21 protein-coding genes and 1 tRNA gene are annotated in these 20397 nt (G+C 68.1%); 5 read left to right on the plus strand and 17 right to left on the minus strand.

The genetic code is table 11. The features are described 5' to 3' along the window. Window positions 1–56 precede the first annotated feature (56 nt). Window positions 57–1643, plus strand: coding sequence for a carboxylesterase/lipase family protein (locus tag QRN07_RS11745; protein ID WP_285241107.1), 1587 nt, complete (start codon window positions 57–59; stop codon window positions 1641–1643). A gap of 36 nt (window positions 1644–1679) precedes the next feature. Here the strand turns inward: QRN07_RS11745 and QRN07_RS11750 are convergent, their stop codons facing one another. Next, the gene (locus QRN07_RS11750) at window positions 1680–2120 is read right to left on the minus strand and encodes an SRPBCC family protein (protein WP_056601578.1); all 441 of its coding nucleotides are present in this window, start codon (window positions 2118–2120) and stop codon (window positions 1680–1682) included. A gap of 147 nt (window positions 2121–2267) precedes the next feature. On the opposite strand from QRN07_RS11750, the gene QRN07_RS11755 reads away from it, so the two are divergent. Further along, window positions 2268–2720: a DapH/DapD/GlmU-related protein gene (locus QRN07_RS11755; RefSeq protein ID WP_285241108.1), complete on the plus strand. Its 453-nt coding sequence runs from the start codon at window positions 2268–2270 to the stop codon at window positions 2718–2720. On the opposite strand, the gene QRN07_RS11760 is transcribed toward QRN07_RS11755, so the two are convergent. The 11 genes from QRN07_RS11760 to arfA form a co-directional block, all read right to left on the minus strand. Continuing rightward, entirely contained in the window at window positions 2698–3777 is a 1080-nt protein-coding gene (locus QRN07_RS11760; RefSeq protein ID WP_285241109.1) for a HoxN/HupN/NixA family nickel/cobalt transporter, read from the minus strand. The two genes, QRN07_RS11755 and QRN07_RS11760, sit on opposite strands and share 23 nt — an antisense overlap. Then, on the minus strand, window positions 3777–4736 hold the full coding sequence (locus QRN07_RS11765) for an urease accessory protein UreD (RefSeq protein ID WP_432245438.1): 960 nt from the start codon (window positions 4734–4736) through the stop codon (window positions 3777–3779). The genes QRN07_RS11760 and QRN07_RS11765 overlap by 1 nt, the downstream gene beginning before the upstream one ends. Next, window positions 4733–5350 carry an urease accessory protein UreG gene (gene ureG / locus QRN07_RS11770; protein WP_050684213.1) on the minus strand — a complete coding sequence of 206 codons (618 nt, stop codon included), beginning with the start codon at window positions 5348–5350 and terminating at the stop codon, window positions 4733–4735. The genes QRN07_RS11765 and ureG overlap by 4 nt, the downstream gene beginning before the upstream one ends. 13 nt (window positions 5351–5363) lie before the next feature. Beyond that, on the minus strand, window positions 5364–6032 hold the full coding sequence (locus QRN07_RS11775; protein WP_285241110.1) for an urease accessory protein UreF: 669 nt from the start codon (window positions 6030–6032) through the stop codon (window positions 5364–5366). 186 nt (window positions 6033–6218) lie between these two features. After that, the gene (ureE, locus tag QRN07_RS11780; protein WP_050684211.1) at window positions 6219–6698 is read right to left on the minus strand and encodes an urease accessory protein UreE; all 480 of its coding nucleotides are present in this window, start codon (window positions 6696–6698) and stop codon (window positions 6219–6221) included. 16 nt (window positions 6699–6714) lie between these two features. Then, window positions 6715–8460, minus strand: a complete 1746-nt coding sequence (gene ureC, locus QRN07_RS11785) for an urease subunit alpha (RefSeq protein WP_050684210.1) — start codon at window positions 8458–8460, stop codon at window positions 6715–6717. Beyond that, on the minus strand, window positions 8457–8798 hold the full coding sequence (locus QRN07_RS11790) for an urease subunit beta (protein WP_050684209.1): 342 nt from the start codon (window positions 8796–8798) through the stop codon (window positions 8457–8459). The genes ureC and QRN07_RS11790 overlap by 4 nt, the downstream gene beginning before the upstream one ends. Window positions 8799–8809: 11 nt before the next feature. After that, complete coding sequence (locus QRN07_RS11795; protein WP_050684208.1) at window positions 8810–9112, minus strand: urease subunit gamma; 303 nt, start codon at window positions 9110–9112, stop codon at window positions 8810–8812. 96 nt (window positions 9113–9208) lie between these two features. Beyond that, complete coding sequence (locus QRN07_RS11800; RefSeq protein WP_050684207.1) at window positions 9209–10213, minus strand: LacI family DNA-binding transcriptional regulator; 1005 nt, start codon at window positions 10211–10213, stop codon at window positions 9209–9211. Window positions 10214–10328: 115 nt separating this feature from the next. Continuing rightward, window positions 10329–10913: an HhH-GPD-type base excision DNA repair protein gene (locus QRN07_RS11805; protein ID WP_285241111.1), complete on the minus strand. Its 585-nt coding sequence runs from the start codon at window positions 10911–10913 to the stop codon at window positions 10329–10331. Window positions 10914–10973: 60 nt separating this feature from the next. Further along, window positions 10974–12464, minus strand: coding sequence for an arabinosylfuranosidase ArfA (gene arfA / locus QRN07_RS11810; RefSeq protein WP_056601767.1), 1491 nt, complete (start codon window positions 12462–12464; stop codon window positions 10974–10976). Window positions 12465–12882: 418 nt separating this feature from the next. On the opposite strand from arfA, the gene QRN07_RS11815 reads away from it, so the two are divergent. After that, window positions 12883–13488 carry a hypothetical protein gene (locus QRN07_RS11815; protein WP_056601595.1) on the plus strand — a complete coding sequence of 202 codons (606 nt, stop codon included), beginning with the start codon at window positions 12883–12885 and terminating at the stop codon, window positions 13486–13488. Window positions 13489–13518: 30 nt separating this feature from the next. On the opposite strand, the gene araA is transcribed toward QRN07_RS11815, so the two are convergent. From araA to QRN07_RS11835, 4 genes are all read right to left on the minus strand, one after another. Further along, window positions 13519–15039, minus strand: a complete 1521-nt coding sequence (araA, locus tag QRN07_RS11820) for an L-arabinose isomerase (RefSeq protein ID WP_050684204.1) — start codon at window positions 15037–15039, stop codon at window positions 13519–13521. A 29-nt stretch (window positions 15040–15068) separates the two neighbouring features. Then, window positions 15069–15767, minus strand: a complete 699-nt coding sequence (locus tag QRN07_RS11825; RefSeq protein ID WP_285241112.1) for an L-ribulose-5-phosphate 4-epimerase — start codon at window positions 15765–15767, stop codon at window positions 15069–15071. Beyond that, entirely contained in the window at window positions 15764–17494 is a 1731-nt protein-coding gene (araB, locus tag QRN07_RS11830; RefSeq protein WP_050684202.1) for a ribulokinase, read from the minus strand. Before araB ends, QRN07_RS11825 begins: the two co-directional genes overlap by 4 nt. A gap of 209 nt (window positions 17495–17703) precedes the next feature. Continuing rightward, on the minus strand, window positions 17704–18717 hold the full coding sequence (locus tag QRN07_RS11835) for a LacI family DNA-binding transcriptional regulator (protein ID WP_285241113.1): 1014 nt from the start codon (window positions 18715–18717) through the stop codon (window positions 17704–17706). A gap of 71 nt (window positions 18718–18788) precedes the next feature. Here QRN07_RS11835 and QRN07_RS11840 point away from each other — a divergent pair, with 71 nt between their 5' ends. Next, the gene (locus tag QRN07_RS11840; protein WP_050684200.1) at window positions 18789–18998 is read left to right on the plus strand and encodes a DUF4287 domain-containing protein; all 210 of its coding nucleotides are present in this window, start codon (window positions 18789–18791) and stop codon (window positions 18996–18998) included. Window positions 18999–19027: 29 nt separating this feature from the next. Further along, window positions 19028–20194 (plus strand): SGNH/GDSL hydrolase family protein, encoded by a 1167-nt coding sequence (locus QRN07_RS11845; RefSeq protein ID WP_050684199.1) that lies wholly within the window; start codon window positions 19028–19030, stop codon window positions 20192–20194. Between the two features lie 63 nt (window positions 20195–20257). On the opposite strand, the gene QRN07_RS11850 is transcribed toward QRN07_RS11845, so the two are convergent. Then, window positions 20258–20330 (minus strand) — tRNA-Lys (locus QRN07_RS11850). Window positions 20331–20397: the final 67 nt, after the last annotated feature.

Consider the following 20397-nt stretch of genomic DNA (forward strand, 5'->3'; position numbering starts at 1 on the left):
CTCACTGCCAAACGGTGACTCCACCCTACCCGCGGCCACCCCGTAACGTGGCACCCATGAAGCTTGCCCACACGCAGCAGGGAACTGTCCAAGGCACCACCGCCACTGTGGACGGCACCCTGGTCCACCGGTTCCTCGGAATTCCCTACGCCGCGCCCACCGGCGGGCAGCGTTTCCGTCCGCCTGTTCCCGCCCCTGCCTGGCCGGGCATCAGGGACGCTGCCGGCCCCGGCCCCGCCGCGCCGCAGAACCCCGACCTGCAGGCACCGCCGGGCTCCACGCCCAGGCGTTGGAGCGAGGACTGCCTCAACCTCAACGTGTGGACGCCGGAATCCGGGGCCGGGTCTGACCGACCAGTGCTGGTGTGGGTCCACGGCGGCGCTTACCTCAGCGGCGCCAACAGCGATGCCATGTACGACGGCGGCGCCCTGGCTGCCGCCGCGGGTGCCGTTGTGGTGGCCGTCAACTACCGGCTGGGTGCGCTGGGTTTCCTGCATCTGCCGGAGCTGTTGGGCCCTGAGTACGCCGATTCGTCCCACGTTGGCCTGCTGGACATCCTGGCAGCGCTGCGCTGGGTGCGCCGGAACATTGCCGGTTTCGGCGGCGACCCGCAGAACGTGACCGTCTTTGGCGAGTCCGCGGGCGCCGCAGCCATCGGCACCGTGCTGGGCATGCCGGCGTCGGACGGTCTTTTCCGGCGGGCCGTGATGCAGAGCGGCACGGCCGAGCGGTACCGCACCCCGGCGGATTCCGCGCGGCTCACCACGGAATTCCTGTCCTTGTGCGGCCTGGACAGCGGGTCCGCTGCCGGACTGCTGGATTTTCCGGTGGCGGAGCTCCTTGCCGCGCAGGAAAAGCTGGTGCAGCGCACGGCAGCGTCGTCATATGCCGTGCCGTTGCCGTTCCAGCCCACGGTGGGCACGCCGGCCCTGCCGCGGCCGCCGCTGGAGGCGGTCCGGGCCGGGCTGAACGGCGGGGTTGACCTGCTGATCGGGACCAACCTGAATGAAGGCTCCTTCAGTGTGCAACTGCGGCCCGACAACCCGGCCGGACCCGCGTTCACTGATCGGGTGGCATCCGTTCTGGCCGGCGCGGGAATCCCGCGTGCCCACGCCGCGGGCTACGCCGAAGCGCTGGGCCGGGTCCATGCCGCGGCCCCCGGCGCTGCACCAGCATCCGACGGGAAGGTGCTGCTGGAGGCTGCCATCGCGGACTCGGTGTACCGCCAGCCCAGCAACCGCCTGCTGGCCGCCCGGGAGGAGTGGGCCGGCAGTGCTGCGGCCGGCACTGTCCCTGGCCGGAACCATGCGTACCTGTTTACCTGGCCCAGCCCTGCCATGGGCGGCCGGCTGGGCTCCTGCCATGCGTTGGAGATCGCCTTTGTGTTCCGGCACCTCAACTCACCGGAGTCGGCATTCCTCACCAGGGGCACGGCACCGCAGGCCCTTGGCGACACGATGAGCTCCGCGTGGGCAGCCTTCGCCGCGACGGGGATCCCGGTGCTGCCCGGAGCGGAGTGGCCGGAATACGGCGCCCAGCGCGCCACCGTGGTCCTGGATGCCGACGTGAGCGTGGCGTTCGACCCGCGCCGGGAGATCCGCGAATTTTTCGAGGCGGCGACCGCCGGGCAACTGGAAGGTTAAGCGGCCCGGCGGTTAACCGGCCCGGCTCAGCGGGACTCAGGCACCGGCCAGTGAGTTGAGTTTGTCCCGGATTCCGTCCAGCGCCGGGTCCCGGAGCGACATAAATGCCGGTTTCAGGAGTGGCTGGATGATTTTGGCCGGGCCGTTGATGCTGAACTCGGCCTTGTAGTCCACCACGGACCCGGTGCCGGCGGGCCGGACCTCGATGGTGTCCAGTGCGGTGACGGTCTTGTTGTGGCCGCGGAGCTTGATATGGCCTGCGGAAAGTTCAATCACAACGTACTCGAGTGACTGCCGTTTTCCCCGGAACTCGGCCTCTGCGTGGTACTTGTGGCCCACTGCCACCGGGCCGGGTGTCAGCTTGTCCATGACCGGCGTGCTGGGGTCCCACTGGCTGGTGTTCTCGAACTCGCTCAGGAAGGCAAAGGCCTTATCCGCGGACAGTTTGGTTTCAACGCTTCCGGCAACAGTGATCATGGCTCCAGTCTAGGAAGCCCGTCGCAGGAAACACAGACCCCCCGCCGTGGGGCCGGACACCGGAAAACGTTGCCGTCCCGGGAATCCTTCACGGTTCCGGACCGTTAACTGAGAGTCTGGTACGCCATTGAATGGACAAGGAAGTACATGAACGCCAAATTTGAATCAGTGGAAGACGACGCCGGCAAGATCACCCGGTACGCCCGGCATGCCAACGGCGGCGGGCTTGTTGCGCCCGGCGCGATGGTGGCCGAAAGCGCGCACATCGGCGCCATGGCCTATGTGGAGCAGGGCGCCCGCGTGGGATCGGGCGCCAGGATCGGCGCCGGCAGCTGGATCGGCCGCGACGCTGAGATCGGCGACCGGGCCGTGGTGGGCGCCGGCGTCCGCGTGGGCCAGGGGTCGATCGTCGGGAACCGGGCACAAGTGGGCAGCCACTCCCGGATCGGCGCCGGAGTGCTGATCGGGCACGGCGTGCACCTGGTGGCGGATGCGACAGTGCCGGACGGCGGCCGGGTCACGTTGCGCCGGTCGGCACCCCGGCAGGCAGCGGCCACCCTGCAGCACCGCTCCCAGGTCAAGGACGGGATGGCCGCCTGAGCCATGCGGCCGGGGAGTTTCCGGAGCGGCCCAGCAACGCCGCCGCAGCCCACACGGCCAGCAGCAGGGCCACCAGGAGCAGGCCCGCTTCGCCCAGGTCGATCGACCCCAGCCATCCGGTCAGCGGATCGTCCAGGGCAAACGCGGCGTCGAAGAAGCCGCCCAGCGTGATCACGGCGATGAACAGGGCCGAGACGGCTGAAATGCCGGTCACCGCGGCGTTGAAACCCAGTTTGCGCTGCGGGTCATCAAGCGCGGACCGGTACATCCGCATCATCGCCACTCCGTTGAGGGAGTCGCAGAGGGTCATCGCGGCCGTGAAAGCGAGCGGCAGGGCCAGCAGGGCGATGGGTGGTACCCCGGCCAGGGACGCGGCAGTGGTCATCATCAGCAACCCGATGGTCGTGGCGGTGTCGAACCCCAGCCCGAACAGGAATCCGATCACGTAGATGTTCCGTGGCCGCCGCACCCTGGCCAGCGGCCGGGCCAGGAGCTTCGCCACGAGGCCCGCGGGCTCCAGGTCGCGCGCCTCAATGGCGCCCCCGGCCCGGGCCCTGCGGTAGGCGCGCGCGGAGCGGGTGAACGCTGATCCGTTGAACAGGCCCATGGCCAGCAGGAACAGGCCCGAGACGCCGCTCCCGATCAACCCGAGCACCAGGTTGCCGGTTGTCCCCTCCTGCATGGATTCGCCCACCGCGGCGGCGCCCGCGATTACCAGGATCCCCGCAAGGGTAACCACCGAGCTGTGTCCCAGGCTGAACGCGAAGCCGACACTGACCGGGTCCTGGCGCTGCGCCACGAACTTGCGGGTGGAGTTGTCGATCGCAGCCAGGTGGTCCCAGTCGTAGCTGTGCTTGACGCCGGCCAGGTAGGCGGTGAGCAGCAGGCCCAAGGTGAGGACCTGCCCGCCGGGCGCGCCGCCGCCGCCCACCAGCAACAGCACAACGGCGGCAACATGAAGCAGGGCCACGGCGCCGAAGGTAAACATCAGCCGGGTCCGGATGGGCAGGGCTTCCCGCTCGCGGTAGAAGGTGGCGAGGTGGGTCATGGCGGTCATCAGTGCTTCCTCAGGTTCAGGGGTTCCTGTCCGTGCCAGCGCGCACGGAGCAGGTTGGTGCAGGCAGCGAGCAGCCGGTTGAGCTCACCGGTACTGTCAGACAAGGCCCGCAGCACCAGGCCCGTGGTTCCCGCCACGGTCCGGGTGAGTGAGACACCGGCCAAGGCGTCGAACCCGGCGGTGAGCAGGTGCAGCTCGTCGGCGAGCGCCTGGTCAACCCGGGCGTCCACCACCACAAGGGAGCCCAGATGGCTGAAGCCTTCCATAAAGCCCAGGCCCGTGACGTCGCGTGCCGGCGGCTGGATCAACAGGTTATCGAGCAGCAGAAGTTCCAAGCCGCCGTCGTCAGCCAGGACCCGCACCTCGTTCCGGAGCCGGACTTCCTCGTAGCCGAACGCGGCGCCGTCCGGCGACCAGCCAGGGGTCACCACCTCGGCCATCACCAGGGCCGACGACGGCCGAACCGTAAACGCGGAATGTTGCCGGTAGCTGGCCTCGCGGTAGGCGATCAGCTGGTCCGGCATCAGCTCCAGCCTGGCGCCCTCCCCCAGCCGCACAGCCATCCGCTGCTCGGCAAACGACCCGGGAGTCCGGTAAACCTTGGTAGCCGACTGAGTGGTCAGCAAAAGATCAGCCCCGGCCCGGACCTCAACATCCAGCAAAAATAGGTCAGCCCCAAGGTAAGCCCCACCAGGATTCACAACGACGTAGCAAACCTGCCCGGAGCCATCAAGGTAATGCGGCCGCAACACGCGAAGAGCACCTCGATGGTACTGACTGGACGCGATCGACCTTCCTCCGCGCATCTCGATGCCCAGCTCCAGTTGACCCCTCGCCGGGCGCTTAGCGGCCGCGGATGAAGGGGGCCGCGGCGTGGCGGGCACCGCGGAGCGGGCACGGCGCCCTTCATCCGCGGGCGCCGCCCAAGGTGAGTCAACGACGGAACTGCCGGTGCTCATGTCGCGAGGTCGAGCATCAGGACGTCGCGCCGCACCCATTCGATGACGGCGTCCAGGCCTTCGTCGGTTTTGAGGTTGGTGAAGCAGAAGGGTTTGGCGCCGCGGAACTCGCGGGAGTCCCGCTCCATGACGTTGAGGTCCGCGCCGACGTGGGGGGCCAGGTCGGTTTTGTTGATGATGAAGAGGTCGGACTTGATCATGCCCTGGCCGGCTTTGCGGGGGATCTTTTCGCCCTGGGCCACGTCGATGATGTAGATCGAGAAGTCCACCAGTTCGGGGCTGAAGGTGGCGGAGAGGTTGTCACCGCCGGATTCAACGAAGATGACCTGCAGGTCGGGGTGGCGGGCCTTGAGCTCCTCGATGGCCGCGGTGTTCATGGAGGTGTCTTCGCGGATGGCGGTGTGGGGGCAGCCGCCGGTTTCCACGCCGATGATGCGGTCCACGGGGAGGATGCCGTTGGCGGCCAGGATTTTGGCGTCCTCGATGGTGTAGATGTCGTTGGTGATGGCGGCCATGGAAATGTCGCCGCTCATGTGCCGGGTGAGGCGCTCCACCAGCTGGGTTTTGCCGGCGCCCACCGGTCCGCCGATGCCGATTTTGATGGGTTCACTCATGGGTTTCCTCCTGCTAGCTCATGAACATCCGGGCACGTTGACGCTCGTGCCGCATTTGAAAAATTTCCAGGCCGGGACTGACGGCGCCGAAGTCGTCAGGTGTGAGGTGCTTGACGCGTTCGACGGCGGCAGCAACGCCGTCGGCCGCCTCCCGCAGGAGCCGCTGCCCGGCGTTCTGGCCCAGCGGGATGGCGCGGACGGCATTTTGCGTCAGCGACGTCACCGTGGCGAAAAGGTAGGCGGCCAGCGCCTCCGCCAGCGGCACGTCCAGGGAGCGGGCGACGACGGCGAACGCCAGCGGCTGGTGCCCCACCGCGCGGCCGCCGCCCACCAGGTCCCGGTACAGCGCCAGTTCAGCGGAAGGAAAGATTTCGCCGCCGATTTCCAGAAGCCGGCCGCCCATCTTGGCGCTGGCCTCCCGGACCTGCCGCGGCAGCAGCGAAGCGGACAACAGCGAATCCAACTCCGCAACATTCCACCCCTCATACAAAAACCGGATGGCCAACCCATCGGAATAAGTCAGCGACTGTGAAATAAACGCCCCAAGCCAGGCCCCAAAGGAAGCCTCATCCCAAACAAGCTCCCGGTCCAAATAAGCCTCAAACCCCAAAGAGTGGGCAAAAGCCCCGGTAGGAAGGGCAGAGTCAGTGAGCTGCTGAAGGGCCAGCTGATAATCGCTCACTGAACCACCGCCAAAGGTGAGGAACGTAAGCGACGCGAGGGAAATGGGGCCGCGGCGTGGCGGGCACCGCGGGGGGCCCACTGCCGCGAGGGCCCCGACCCGAGCTTGCGAGGGTTGGGAGCGGCTGGGGACGGGCACGGCCCCATATCCCTCGCGGCGTCCCAAGCCGCCGGAAAGCGGAAAGACCTAGTGACTGTGCTCAGCATGGCGGAATGGCACGGGCAGAACGCGTTCCTGCCGGGAGTATGGCACGCCGACGTGGAGCAGGTAGTCCTCGACGGTGTGGTCGTAGGCGCACACCATGACCTCGGCCGCGTAGTCGGAGGTCGAGTCGAAGAACTGGGCCTGGAGGTGGCGGTTGCCCAGGGAATGGGCCACCACGCCCATCTCGTGGAGGGTGCGGGGTGCGATGACCAGCACGTCGGTGGGCAGGACGGAGACAACAATCAGGTTGTTGCCGGAGACGTGCAGGATGTCGCCGTCGCGCAGGTCCCCGGATCCGGAGGGCAGCCGGATGCCGAGTTCCTTGCCGTGGTCGGTGGTGGCGCGCTGGATGCGTTTGACCAGCTGCGCGCTGGGCAGCACCACTTTTTCGTGGTGCAGGCCGGCGTAGGTGTGTGGGTCGGGGAGTTCGTGCAGGTTGCCGAGGACTTTTTCGATGATCATGCGGGGGCTCCCGGGGTTAGAAGAGGAAGTATCGCTGCGCCATGGGCAGCACGTCGGAGGGCTCGCAGGTGACGTCCTCGCCGTCGACCGTCACCTGGTACGTTTCCGGGTCCACCTGGATGTCGGGGGTGGCGTCGTTGTACTTGAGGTCGGCTTTGGTGAGGGTGCGGATGCCGGAGACCGGCCGGATGACCTTTTCCAGGCCCAGCTCCGCGGGGACGCCGGCGTCGATGGCGGCCTGGGACAGGAAGGTGATGGAGGACTGCTGCAGGGCTTTCCCGAAGGTGGCAAACATGGGCCGCATGGTGCGCGGCTGAGGGGTGGGGATGGAGGCGTTGGCGTCACCCATCAGGGCATAGGCAATCTGCCCGCCTTTGAGGACCAGTTCAGGTTTGACGCCGAAAAATGCTGGATCCCACAGGACCAGGTCAGCGAATTTGCCTTCCTCCACGGAACCCACGGAGTCGGCGATGCCCTGGGCGATGGCGGGGTTGATGGTGTATTTCGCCACGTAACGCTTGAGCCGGAAGTTGTCGCTTTCCGCGCCCAGGCCCGCAGCGGCGCCGTGGGCTCCGCCGGCGGGGTCCTTGAGCACGCCGCGCTGCTTTTTCATCTTGTCCGCCACCTGCCAGGTGCGGGTGATCACCTCGCCCACCCGGCCCATGGCCTGCGAGTCGGAGGAGGTGATGGCGAAGACGCCCAGGTCCTGCAGCACGTCCTCGGCGGCAATGGTTTCGGCGCGGATGCGGGAATCGGCGAAGGCCACGTCCTCCGGGATGTCCGGGTTCAGGTGGTGGCACACCATCAGCATGTCCAGGTGCTCTTCGATGGTGTTGCGGGTGTACGGCAGGGTGGGGTTGGTGGAGGCGGGCAGGACGTTGGGCATGCCGGCGATTTTAATGATGTCGGGGGCGTGGCCGCCGCCGGCGCCTTCGGTGTGGAAGGTGTGGATGACCCGGCCGCCGATGGCCCGGATGGTGTCCTCCACAAACCCGCATTCGTTCAGGGTGTCGGTGTGGATGGCCACCTGGACGTCGTACTGGTCCGCCACGGTCAGGGACATGTCGATCGAGGACGTGGTGGAGCCCCAGTCCTCGTGGACTTTCAGCCCGATCGCGCCGGCCCGGATCTGCTCGGCGAGGGGTTCGACGGCGGACGCGTGGCCTTTGCCGAACAGCCCGATATTGATGGGCAGTCCCTCCGCCGCCTGCAGCATCCGCTGGATGTGCCATTTACCGGGGGTCACGGTGGTGGCTTTGGTGCCTTCGGCCGGGCCGGTGCCGCCGCCGATCATGGTGGTCACGCCGCTGGTGAGGGCGGTGGGGACCTGGTCCGGGGAGATGAAGTGGATGTGGGTGTCCACGCCGCCGGCGGTGAGGATTTTCCGTTCCCCGGCGATGATCTCGGTGCTGGCGCCGATCACAATGTCCACGCCGTCCGTGATCTGCGGGTTGCCGGCCTTGCCGATTTTGAGGATGTGGCCGTCCTTGAGAGCAATATCCGCTTTGTAGATTCCGGTGCTGTCCAGGATCACGGCGTTGGTGATCACGGTGTCCGGGACGTCCTCATCGCGGGTGGCCTGGCCGTTCTGGCCCATGCCGTCGCGGATCACTTTCCCGCCGCCAAACACCACCTCCTCGCCGTAAACGGTGCGGTCCTGCTCGATTTCGAGGAACAGTTCGGTGTCCGCCAGGCGGATCCGGTCGCCGGTGGTGGGCCCGTACAGGTCGGCGTATTGCCGGCGGGGAATCTCGAAGCTCATGCGGGTTCCTTCACGGTTCCGGGCCGGCCGCCGTCGAGCGGGCCGTTGACGGCGTTGCTGAGCCCGAACACCTCGCGTGCGCCGGCCAGGGCGATCAGCCGGACGGTCCGTGAGTCCCCGGGTTCGAACCGTGCGGCGGTGCCGGCGGGGATGTCCAGGCGGCGGCCGTATGCTGCCGTGCGGTCGAAGGTGAGGGCGGCGTTGGCTTCGGCGAAGTGGAAGTGCGAGCCAACCTGGACCGGCCGGTCGCCGGTGTTGACCACCTGCGCCTCCACCGCATCCCGGCCGGCGTTTGCTGTGACCGGCTCAGGCCGGAGGATGTACTCTCCTGGAATCATGGCGGTGCCCTTCAGCGGATGGGGTCGTGGACGGTGACCAGTTTGGTGCCGTCCGGGAAGGTGGCCTCGATCTGCACGTCATGGATCATCTCCGGGACACCTTCCATCACGTCCTCCCGGCGCAGCAGTGTGGTGCCGTAGCTCATCAGGTCGGCCACCGTGCGGCCGTCCCGGGCCCCTTCGATCAGCTCGTAGCTGATGATGGCCACGGCTTCGGGATGGTTGAGCTTGAGTCCGCGGCCCTGGCGCCGCCGGGCCAGGTCGGCGGCCACCACGATCAGGAGCTTCTCCTGCTCACGCGGCATCAGATGCATGGACTTCCCTTCAACGGCCTGTGGGTGGCACCACACTAAGTGTCAAAGGTTTCGGGGACGTTTCAGGCGTGTAATGGGCCGCTCTCCAGGGCCCGGCTAGGGCGCAGATTCCCGGATCTTCAGCTCGAACGCAGCCTCGACGTGGACTCCGGACGCCGCCGTTTCGGTCCCGCTGATCCGGTCCAGCAGCAGGCTGATGGACCGCTCGGCGATCTCGTCCATGCCGGGCGAGACGGTGGTCAGGGAGGGTGAGGCGAAGCGGGCCTCGTCGATGTCGTCGAACCCTGCCACCGCAACATCCTGCGGCACCCGCACGCCCCGGATCAGCAGTTCGTGCATGGCGCCGAGGGCCAGTGCATCGTTCAGCCCGAACACGGCGTCGAACTCCACCCCGGCATCCAGCAGGCCTGCCACGGCGGCTGCCCCGGCGTCGCGGCGCCAGTCGCCCTTGGTGACAAGCGCGGGGTCGAAGGGGACACCCGCCTCGGCGAGGGCTTCCCGGTAGCCGGTCAGCCGCAGCCCGCCACCGCCGGCAGTCTCGTCCGCGTGTGCCCCGAGGACGGCGATCCGGCGGCGGCCGCCCGCCAGCAGGTGCCGGGTGAGGGCGGCGGCGGCTTCCTGGTTCTTCATGGTCACGAGGTCAAAGCGCGGATCCACCACGTGCTCGCCCAGCATCACCAGGGGCTTGGTGCCCACCCGGGCGGAGATGTCGTCCGCGTCCATCGCCAGCGGCGTGAACAACAGGCCGTCCGTCAGTTGCCGGAAGGGGCCCTGCAGGGCCTTGCGTTCCGCGGCCTGCCCGGCGCCCGACTGCTCCACAAGGACGCGGTAGCCGCGCCGGGAGGCTGCCGTCATCAGCCGGGAGGCCAGCTCCGCGTAGTACGGCGCGGAAAGGTCGGACAGGACCAGGCCCAGCATGGAGGTCTTACCGGAGCGCAGGCTCCGGGCGGTGAGGTTGGCTTCGTAGCCCAGCTCGGCAATGGCATCCTCGACCCGCTGCTTCGTGGCGGGCCTGATGAACTCGTAGTCGTTCAACACGTTGGAGACAGTTTTCAGCGAAACACCGGCCGCCCGTGCAACGTCATTCATGGTGACCGCCATCAAGGGCTCCTTCGTGTGATCCTGCCGCGTTCCGGATACATCGTTGCAGAACCGGCGGGCCCGCACCGAATCCGCCGCAACAGTGGCAGCCCGGCACCCATCCCGGGCACTGTCCTCAGGCTTTGGCGGCCTTCGCTGCGGCCTTGGCGGCCTGCTTGCTGGCCCTGACTTTGACCAGGGATTCCGGATCCACAATGTCAGCCACGGAAAGGTAGGAACCTGCCTCACCGTAATGGCCCGCAGCCTCCTGCCACCCGGCCGCCGAAAGCCCGCACTGTTTACCCAGCAGCGCCAGGAAGATCCGCGCTTTCTGCTCACCGAATCCGGGCAGCGCCTTGAGCCGTCGGAGCACCTCTGCGCCGTCGGGACCGTCCTGGGTCCAGATATTGGTGGCGTCCCCGCCCCACTCGCCCTGCACGGCTTCCGCCAACGCCTGGACGCGGCCGGCCATGGAGCCGGGGAACCGGTGCACAGCCGGGCGTTCCTTGAAGAGCTCCACAAAAGCCTCAGGGTTGTGGGCGGCGATGGCCGCCGGTTCCACCGAGCCCAGGCGGGTCCGGATCTTTTCCGGCCCGGCAAACGCGGATTCCATGGTGACCTGCTGGTCCAGCAGCATTCCGGTCAGCAACGCAAAAGCGTCCTCACTCAACAACTTGTCTGCGGCGGGATCCCCCGTGATGTACAGCTCCATGCCGTCCATCCTCCCACCTGCGGCCGCCGTCGTCATGAGGACGCCTGCGCCGGGCCGTGCAGTGCCGGGTCAGGAACCCACGGACAGCCTGATCATGGACCAGGACACGGCGGGCAGCTCTGCCGTGAGCCGGCCGCCGTCGGCCTTGACCGTGACGTTTTCCGCGGGCAGCACCGAGGTGGAATCGTCAGCGGTGGCCTGCCAGTACGGGTCCTTGTTGGTGTAGGTCAGCGCCTCCACCACGCTCACGTTCCCCAGCGCGGACACAACGGCGTCCAGGCTGAGCGCGTCAGTGGCGGAGCGGTTGACGGCGAACACCACCGCCTCGCCCTTGTCCGCGTCGTAGGTGGCAACGGCTGAGACGGCGGCAAAGTCGGCCGTTTTTCCGCCGCTGACCAGCGGGGATTCGACGGCGAGCTGCAGCACGGTGCCGGCTGCGTGCCGGGAGGTCAGCGCAAACGGGTGGAACGTGGTCTGCTTCCAGGCGCGGCCGCCCGGCTCGGTCATGATGGGGGCGATGACGTTGACCAACTGGGCCAGGCTGGCCGAGTGGACGCGGTCCGTGTTGCGGAGCAGGGTGATCAGCAGGTCGCCCACCACCACGGCGTCGGCCACGGTGTAGGTGTCCTCCAGGAGGACGGGGGCGACGGGCCAGTCCTTGCCGGTGGGGACCTTGGATTCGTCGCGGCTCATGTGCCAGACGTTCCACTCGTCGAAGGAGATGTTGACCTGACGGCTGGACTTCCGGACCGACTTCACGTGGTCGATGTGGCTGACGATGTCGCGGATGAAGGTTTCCATCCGGTGCCCGGAGGCCAGGTGTTCCTGCAGGTCGCCGAAGTCCTCGAAGTACATGTGGGCGGAGATCAGGTCCACCACGTCGTAGGTTTCAGTGAGCACCACCCGCTCCCATTCGCCGAACGTGTCCATGGTGGGGCCTGAGCTGCCGCAGGCAACCAGTTCAAGGTCCGGGTCGATCATGCGCATGCCGCGGGCCGTGTCGGCCGCCAGCCGGCCGTATTCCTGCGCGTTTTTGTGTCCGATCTGCCAGGGACCGTCCATTTCGTTGCCCAGGCACCACATTTTGATGCCGTAACCCTCCGGGGCGCCGTTGCTCCGGCGCTGTTCGGAGAAGTCCGTTCCGCCGTCGATGTTGCAGTATTCGAGCAGGTCCAGGGCTTCCTGGGTGCCCCTGGTACCCAGGTTGACGGCCATCATGGGTTCAACGCCGGCCTTGGCGGACCACTTGGCGAACTCGTCCACACCCACCAGGTTGGGGTCGGTGGAGTGCCAGGCCAGGTCCAGCCGCACGGGACGCTGGCCGGCCGGGCCCACGCCGTCTTCCCAGCGGTAGCCGGAGACAAAGTTTCCGCCGGGGTAGCGGATGGTGGAGACGCCCAGCTCGCGGGTCAGGTCCAGGACATCGCCGCGGAAGCCGTCCTCGTCCGCGGTGGGGTGCTCCGGTTCGAAGATGCCGGTGTAGACGCACCGGCCCAGGTGTTCGACGAAGGATCCGAAGGTGCGCCGCCGGACGGGTCCCACCGCGAACGCGGGATCCATGGTGATCTTCGCTGCGGACTGGTCTGCTGTGGTCACGAAAAAACTTCCTTGTCTGTGTTTTACAACGTTATAGAAATATTGTTGACGGTCCCCGGCACGGAGTCAAGCACTGCCCGGCGGAACACGCACCAAGTAGTCCCCCGCAGCAAAGTCGAGTACCGCTTACCCATTCACCGGCGCCGGATACCGCATTAGGTTCTATCTCAGGGCAGGGATGTTTCCCCAGCCTGAGTACCTGGCTCACGAGGGGGTGTGGGGGTCCATTCAGACTCACTACGTACGCGCAGATTTCCCGGACCATCTGGCCCGGGTGCTGAACGGGGCCGGCGACGAGGAAGCCTTTGAGACCGAGGCTTCTCCCCCAGCCGTCGCCGGCCCTCTTTTTCGTCCGGCCCCAACCGTCACGGACGCCCAGCGCATGGAAGCGCTCCTGGACCCGGTGGCGGATGCCGATGATCTAACCGGCTCCATCGAGCTGCTGGTGGCGGCTGCTGCCCGCGCCGTGATCCTGGAAATTGGTGGTGGATCTTCCGCTCATCCCGCGTCCGTGACGGCGCTCGACTGCGGACTGGTGGTAAGCGGGTCCGGCCGTCCGGTTGCCCGCCACGGCACGTCAGCCAGGGCCGCGGCGCTGCTGGACCGGGGCGTTCCCGCCACCGCCGCCGGAACGGGAACGGGCGAGGGGCCGGTGGCGGAGGTCCTGGCCGGCGGGCCGCCGGTGGTGGTCCTGCAGGGTGCCGCCGACATCCGCTGGCCCGGCTACTCCACCCGCCTGGCCGGGGCGGGGTTCGGCAGCATGCTGGCGGTCCGGCTCAGGCTCCGGCCGGGCGCTTCGGCCGCCTTGGTTTTCTTTGTGCCGGATCCCGCCGCGTTTCCCCTGCCGGCGATAGCGGCGGCGCGCGCGTTTGCGGTCCTTGCCGGCAGGAGCCTGCAGCTGGCCCTCGACCTGCACAACGCCGGAGCCATGGTGGCCGCGGAGATCCTGGCCGACTGGCCGGACACCCGGACGCTCTCACACCGGTGAGGTGCTAGGCGTCCGGGCCGAAACCGGACCCTAAAGCCCGCCGGCGAGCTTGTAGTACGCGGCGTTCCAGTTCAGGTCCTTCTTGAACTGGCGGATGGTGGTGTCCTCATCGATGGTCAACAGCTCGGTCTTGGCGATTTCGGCGAAGTCCTCAAACACGTCCATCCCTACCTGCGTGGACAGCACCGTGTGGTGCGCGGCGCCGGCCGTGAGCCAGGCCGCGGCGGAGGTGGCGAAGTCCGGCTGGGGCTTCCAGAGGGCACGGGCGACGGGCAGGTTGGGCAGGGGCTGGTCCAGCGGCACCACGTCCACGGCGTTGGCCACCAGGCGGAACCGGTCGCGCATGTCGGACAGGGCGACGACGACGCCAGCGGAGGCATCGGCGTCGAACACCAGGCGGACGGGATCTTCCTTGCCGCCGATGCCCAGCGGGTGGATTTCCAGGCGGGGCTTGGTGGCGGTCAGCGACGGGCAGACCTCCAGCATGTGTGCGCCGAGGATCTTCTCCGAGCCCGGCTCCAGGTGGTAGGTGTAGTCCTCCATCAGGGAGGCTCCGCCGGGGAGTTCCCCGCCCATCACCTTGGCGGCGCGGACCAGGATGGCTGTCTTCCAGTCACCCTCGGCGCCGAAGCCGTAGCCGGCGGCCATCAGCCGCTGGACGGCCAGGCCGGGCAGTTGGCGGAGGGCGCCCAGGTCCTCAAAGGACGTGGTGAACGCCGCGGACCCGTTGGCTTCCAGGAAGCTGCGCAGCCCAAGTTCGATCCTCGCACCGTAGCGGAGCGAGTCGTGCCGGGCCGCGCCTGCGCGGAGTTCCGGGACCACATCGTAAAGCTCCTCGTATTCCGTCACCAGGGAGTCGACGTCGGCCTCCGCTGCCCCGTGGACGGCGTCGGCGAGTTCGTTGACGGACCAGGTGTTGACCGAGACGCCGAAGCGCAGCTCGGCCTCGGTCTTGTCGCCTTCGGTGACGGCGACGTTGCGCATGTTGTCGCCGAATCGGGTGAGCTTGAGGGTGCGGACGGCGGCCCAGCCGGCGGCGGCGCGCTGCCAGGACCCCACCTGCCGGGACACCTCGGGGTTGGAGACGTGCCCCACCACGGTCTTGCGGGCGATGCCCAGGCGGGACTGGATGTAGCCGAACTCGCGGTCGCCGTGGGCGGCCTGGTTGAGGTTCATGAAGTCGAAGTCAATGTCCGCCCAGGGCAGGTCCCGGTTGGCCTGCGTGTGGAGGTGCAGCAGCGGCTTGCGGAGCAGGTCCAGGCCCTGGATCCACATCTTGGCGGGGCTGAACGTGTGCATCCAGGCGGTGACGCCGATGACCGAATCGTTCGAATTGGCCTCCAGCGCGGTCCGGCGGATGGCGTCGGAATCGGTCAGGACCGGCTTCCAGACGATCCGCACCGGCACCGAAGAGCTGGCGTTGAGCTGGTTGGCGATCTCCTGGGACTGGGCCGCCACCTGCTTGAGGACATCCTCGCCGTAGAGGTGCTGGCTGCCGGTGAGGAACCAGACCTCAAAGCCGTTGAGGGAGGTGCTTGCTGCGTTGGACATGGATTCTCCTGGAAGTTGGTGCCGGGCCACTACTGGCCGTAAACGTTCTGGTAGCGGGCGTAAAGGGAGTCGATGTGGCCCTGGTCGATGGACACCGGCTCGCCGAGCTGCCGCGAGATGTGCACGGTGCGTGCCACTTCCTCGCACATCACGGCTGCCTTCACGGCCGAGGTGGCGTCCTTGCCGATGGTGAACGGGCCATGGTTCTGCATCAGCACGGCCGGGGAGCTGGAGCCGCGGAGGGTGTCCACGATGCCTTGCCCGATCGAGTCGTCGCCGATCAGCGCGAAGGGGCCCACCGGGATGGACCCGCCGAACTCGTCACCCATCATGGTGAGTACGCACGGGATCGCCTCGCCGCGGGCGGCCCAGGCGGTGGCGTAGGTGGAGTGGGTGTGGACCACGCCGCCCACCTCCGGCATGTGCCGGTAGACGTAGGCATGCGCTGCCGTGTCCGACGACGGCGACAGCGCCGGGTTGCCCCATTCCGCCCCGGCGTTGCCAGCCACGGGCACCCCGTAAAGGTCGGTGACCACCATCAGCTCGGGGGCCAGCCCGTCGTAGGAGACGCCGGAAGGCTTAATGACCATCAGGTCCTCGCCGGGGACCCGCGCGGAGACGTTCCCCGCCGTCCAGACCACCAGCTGGTACCGGGTCAGCTCGGCGTGCAGGGTGCAGACGTCGGCGCGGACTTTGGCAATGGCGTCCAGGATTCCGGCGGCGCTCATGCGTTCACCCCGGCAACTGCCTCAGTGTCCGCCCCGGCTGCCGGGAGCGAGCCGGCGGCCCGCCGCTGGATGGCCTTGAGCCGGTGCATCACGTTGTTGGTGCCGCGGCCGAAGTAATCGTGCAGGGTCCGGTATTCCTGGAACAGCTCATCGTAGGCAGCCACGTTTTCCGGGATCGGGGTGTACACCTCGCCGGGTTCGGCGCCCATGGCGGCGGCGGCCACGCGGATGTCCGGGTACTTTCCGGCAGCCACGGCGGCGTGGATGGCTGAGCCGAGGGCCGGGCCCTGGGTGGAGCCGATGGTGGAGAGCTGCAGGCCGGTGACGTCGGAGTAGATCTGCATCAGGAGCCGGTTCTTCAGCAGGCCGCCGGCCACGATGAACTCCTTGACGGGTACTCCGGAGTCCCGGAAGGCGTCCACGATGGTGCGGGTGCCGAAGGCCGTGGCTTCAAGAAGTGCCCGGTAGGTGTCCTCGGGCTTGGTGGCGAGGGTTTGGCCCACCACGATGCCGGAGAGTTCGTGGTCCACCAGGACCGAGCGGTTGCCGGAGTGCCAGTCGAGGGCGATCAGCCCGTGCCCGCCGATGGCCTGTGCGGCGGCCAGTTCGGTGAGGTATTCGTGGATGCCCAGGCCGGCCTTCGCGGCGGCCTGGTGGTAGGCCGGCGGGACGCCGTGCTTGGTGAACCAGCCGAAGATGTCGCCAACGCCGGACTGGCCTGCCTCGTAGCCCCAGAGCCCGTCCACTATGCCGCCGTCCACCACCCCGCACATGCCGGGTACTTCGCGGAGTTCGGTGCCGTTCATCACGTGGCAGGTGGAGGTACCCATGATGGCCACCAGCTGGCCCGGGTCAACGGCCCTGGCTGCGGGCGCGGTGACGTGGGCGTCAACGTTGCCCACGGCCACGGCGATGCCTTCCGGCAGTCCGGTCCAGGCCGCAGCTTCGGCGGTGAGGTAGCCGGCGGCGTCACCCAGCCGGCCAATGGTGTGTTCGAGTTTGGTGCTGACGAAGTCCTCGAACCCGGGGTTGAGGGCGGCCAGGAAGTCCCCGGAGGGGTAGCGGCCGTCCTGGTAGATCCCCTTGTAGCCGGCGGTGCAGGCGTTGCGGACGTACTGGCCGCAGAGCTGCCATACGATCCAGTCGGCGGCTTCCACCCAGTGGTCCATCTCGGCGTAGGCCCCGGGGTCCTCTTCCAGCAGCTGCAGGCCCTTGGCGAATTCCCATTCCGAGGAAATCAGTCCGCCGTAGCGCGGCAGCCAGGCCTCGCCGCGTTCCGCGGCGAGCTGGTTGATCCGGTCCGCCTGGGGCTGGGCCGCGTGGTGCCGCCAGAGCTTCACGTAGGCGTGTGGCCGGTTGGCGAAACCGGCCACCTCGTTCAGGGGCGTGCCATCGGCCTTGGTGGGCACCATGGTGCAGGCAGTGAAGTCAGTGGCGATTCCGACGACGGCGGCCGGATCGATCCCGGCGTCGGCCACGGCTGCCGGGACGGCGTTGCGCAGGACATCGCGGTAGTCGTTGGGGACCTGGAGGGCCCACTCGCCGGGAAGCCTGGCGGATCCGCCGGTGCTTGCGGGCAGGGCGTCGGTGACCACCGCGTGCGGGTAGTCGAATACGCCGCTGCCCAGTTCCTTGCCGTCCCGCACGCGGACCACCACGGCGCGGCCCGAAAGGGTCCCATAATCCACGCCGACGACGTAAGCGTCCCGGCCTTCCACAGCGTCCATAAGAAGATTCCTTCAGTTGCTGCCGCCACTTCGCGGCCTGAAACTATTGTGAGCGCTAACAAGATGTGAGTCAAGGGCATCGGGCGCCCGGTGGCGCTGAATCTGCCCACCTTTGCCGCCTGGCACCCCGGTGACGACGGCGGGTCGCCGGGACACGCCGTCGGCCGCCTCAAAGGTGGGGATATCAGCGGCAGGGCTGCCGGAACGGGTCAGGCGGGAGGTGCCGTGCTGGCCCGCAGCACCAGCTCGGGGGTCACCACGATGGAGCTGACGCCGGCGCCGGCTTCGATCTCCTTCAGCATGGCGTCGATGCAGCGCCGGCCCAACTCCTCGAAGTCCTGCCGGACGGTGGACAGCGGCGGCGTGAAGTACCCCGCTTCGGGCTGGTCGTCGAAGCCCACCACGGAGACGTCGTCGGGCACTTTCACCCCGGCCTCCGCGAAGGCACGCAGCAGGCCCAGCGCCATCTGGTCGTTCCCCACAAAAAGGGCCGTCGCCGTGAGCCCGGCAGCGAGGGTCCGGCCGATCCCGTAACCGCTGCCGGCACTCCAGTCCCCCTCCAGCAGGAGATTGTCCGGCAGGCCGGCGTCGCGCAGGGCATCCCGCCAGCCTTCCGCGCGTTCGGACCCATCTGTCCAGTCCTGCGGCCCCGACACGTGGCCGATCCGCCGGTGCCCCTGCGCAATAAGATGCTCGACGGCGATCCTGGCGCCCCGGCGCTGGTCCACCATGGCGCCGCTCACCGCGCCGCTGCCCGCGGATCCCACGGCCACCACCGGGACGGGCAGGTTCAGTTCCTCCAGCGTCAGCAGGGTATCCGCGTGCGGCACCAGGACCACAATGCCATCCACTGCCTGGTCCATAAAGTGGTTCACGGCGTCGGAAATGGCCTCCCGGCCCACCTCCCGCAGCGCGGCGATGCTGACAAAATATCCGGCGTCCCGGGCGGCCTGCTCCACCCCCAGCAACGTGTTGGCCGGACCGTACTGGGACAGCTCGCTGGCCAGCACCCCGATGGTCTGCGAGCGCCGGGTGACCAGGCTCCGGGCGGCCGTGTTCCGCCGGTAGCCCAGCTGGGCTATTGCCGCTTCCACCTTTTCCCGCGTGGCGCTGCTGACGTTGGGGTGGTTGTTGACCACCCGCGAGACGGTCTGGTGCGAAACCCCGGCGATGTCAGCCACGTCCTCGAGACGCGGCATCCTGCCCTTGCTGCTGTTTGCCATGTGCCTATTCTGCCGGTGCCGGCGGGGCGTGGTGCTCCCCGCGCCCCGCCGGACCGTGCTGGAATGGCTGGATGAGCGAAAACGTCAAGGGCCCGCGGTCCTACTTCCCTTCCATTGAAGCCAAGTACGGCCAGCCTGCTGAGCATTGGCTGGCGGCGCTGGATGCCGTGGCCGGGCTCAAGCACGCGGAACAGGTGACCTGGCTGAAGTCCGTGCACGGCATGGGCCACGGCCACGCCAATGCGCTGGTCCACGTGTACCGCGCCGGGCAGGGGAGCTAAGCCATCGTCGCCATCTTGCGGGGCCGCGCGTGAGCTCCGACCTGTCCCCCGCCGCCGTGGCAGTGGCGGTCCGCGGCGCCCTGGACGTCAGCCACGGGCCCGGGGGGACCGTGATCCGCCGGCTGCCGGCCTGGGCGCAGGCGCAGTTCGGTGGCGACGTTGCCCTGCACAACGCCAATTCCACAGCCTCCGGGGTCCGGCTCGACTTTGAGACGGAGGCGGCCTGGCTGGAAATCGAGGCTACCTTCATCCGGGAGTCCGCCGCCTGGCGGTGGCGTCCGCTGCAGCCCGCAGCCATCAGCGTCACCGGCCCGGACGGGTTCGAGGAAAGCCGCCTGGTCAGCGACGGGGACGTGGTGGAAACCTTTCCCGACCGCCCTCCGGTCCTGACGCCGGGCGCCCCCTCAGTGCTGCGGTTCGAGCTCCCCGGCCCCCGCCGCCGCCGGACCGTTTCCGTTTGGCTGCCGCACCGCGGCCGGCTCAGGATCCATGCTGTCCGCGCCGGGGAGCCGCTGCGGCCGGCGCCACGCCGGGAACCGCGATGGGTCCACTACGGCAGTTCCATCAGCCAGGCCTCGCATGCGGACACGCCACTGGGCGTGTGGCCGGTGATCGCCGCCCGGAACCTGGGCCTGGACCTGTTCAACCTGGGGCTGGCCGGCTCCGCGCACCTCGACCAGTTCGTGGCGCGGACCATCCGGGACCAGCCTGCCGGGCTCATCACACTGAAGGTGGGCATCAACATCATCAACAGCGCCAGCCTGCGGCGCCGGACCTTCGCCCCGGCCCTGCACGGGTTCCTGGACACCATCCGGGACGGCCACCCGGAGACGCCGCTGGTGCTGATCTCCCCCATTCACTGCCCGGAGCACGAGCAGGGACCGGGCCCGTCCCGGCTGGTGGACGGCGCCTTCCTGGCCACGGACCTTCCCCGCCGGCCCAATGACGGGCTGCTCACCCTGCAGGATGCCCGGGACATCATCGCCGGCGCCGTGGCGCAGCGGCAGGCCGACGACGGCAACCTCCACTACGTGGACGGGCTGGAACTCTTCGGCGCCGCCGACGCCGCCCACCTGCCGGACCGGCTGCATCCGGACCCGGCGGGGTACGCCCTGATCGGCCGGCGCTTCACGGACGTTGCGGCGGGTGCCGCGTGGCTGCCGGCCTCCGCTGGGCCGCGGGTTGCCGGCATGTAGTCCCGGAATGCAGAAATCCCCCGGCAACCAGAGCGGCTGCCGGGGGATTTCCACGTTCGCGGGTGGGCCCTGTGGGGTTCGAACCCACGACCCACGGATTAAAAGTCCGATGCTCTACCAACTGAGCTAAAGGCCCCAACCGGAGGTCCAAACGCAGAGCGTCGGCACCTTCCGGCCCAGTCCATTTCTGGACGTTAATACTC

Source organism: Pseudarthrobacter sp. MEB009, assembly GCF_030208875.1.
In the GTDB taxonomy this organism is placed as follows: Bacteria; Actinomycetota; Actinomycetes; order Actinomycetales; family Micrococcaceae; genus Arthrobacter.

Coding starts and splice junctions, on each gene's coding strand:
- QRN07_RS11805 (WP_285241111.1), bottom strand. CDS start 10,913: ATGGACGGCATGGAGCTGTACATCACGGGGGATCCCGCCGCAGACAAG.
- QRN07_RS11840 (WP_050684200.1), top strand. CDS start 18,789: ATGAGCGAAAACGTCAAGGGCCCGCGGTCCTACTTCCCTTCCATTGAA.
- QRN07_RS11795 (WP_050684208.1), bottom strand. CDS start 9,112: ATGCATCTGATGCCGCGTGAGCAGGAGAAGCTCCTGATCGTGGTGGCC.
- QRN07_RS11745 (WP_285241107.1), top strand. CDS start 57: ATGAAGCTTGCCCACACGCAGCAGGGAACTGTCCAAGGCACCACCGCC.
- araB (WP_050684202.1), bottom strand. CDS start 17,494: ATGGACGCTGTGGAAGGCCGGGACGCTTACGTCGTCGGCGTGGATTAT.
- ureE (WP_050684211.1), bottom strand. CDS start 6,698: ATGATCATCGAAAAAGTCCTCGGCAACCTGCACGAACTCCCCGACCCA.
- QRN07_RS11765 (WP_432245438.1), bottom strand. CDS start 4,736: ATGAGCACCGGCAGTTCCGTCGTTGACTCACCTTGGGCGGCGCCCGCG.
- QRN07_RS11835 (WP_285241113.1), bottom strand. CDS start 18,717: ATGGCAAACAGCAGCAAGGGCAGGATGCCGCGTCTCGAGGACGTGGCT.
- QRN07_RS11800 (WP_050684207.1), bottom strand. CDS start 10,213: ATGGCGGTCACCATGAATGACGTTGCACGGGCGGCCGGTGTTTCGCTG.
- ureC (WP_050684210.1), bottom strand. CDS start 8,460: ATGAGCTTCGAGATTCCCCGCCGGCAATACGCCGACCTGTACGGGCCC.
- QRN07_RS11825 (WP_285241112.1), bottom strand. CDS start 15,767: ATGAGCGCCGCCGGAATCCTGGACGCCATTGCCAAAGTCCGCGCCGAC.
- QRN07_RS11755 (WP_285241108.1), top strand. CDS start 2,268: ATGAACGCCAAATTTGAATCAGTGGAAGACGACGCCGGCAAGATCACC.
- arfA (WP_056601767.1), bottom strand. CDS start 12,464: ATGGATCCCGCGTTCGCGGTGGGACCCGTCCGGCGGCGCACCTTCGGA.
- QRN07_RS11790 (WP_050684209.1), bottom strand. CDS start 8,798: ATGATTCCAGGAGAGTACATCCTCCGGCCTGAGCCGGTCACAGCAAAC.
- QRN07_RS11750 (WP_056601578.1), bottom strand. CDS start 2,120: ATGATCACTGTTGCCGGAAGCGTTGAAACCAAACTGTCCGCGGATAAG.
- QRN07_RS11760 (WP_285241109.1), bottom strand. CDS start 3,777: ATGACCGCCATGACCCACCTCGCCACCTTCTACCGCGAGCGGGAAGCC.
- QRN07_RS11815 (WP_056601595.1), top strand. CDS start 12,883: ATGGAAGCGCTCCTGGACCCGGTGGCGGATGCCGATGATCTAACCGGC.
- araA (WP_050684204.1), bottom strand. CDS start 15,039: ATGTCCAACGCAGCAAGCACCTCCCTCAACGGCTTTGAGGTCTGGTTC.
- ureG (WP_050684213.1), bottom strand. CDS start 5,350: ATGAGTGAACCCATCAAAATCGGCATCGGCGGACCGGTGGGCGCCGGC.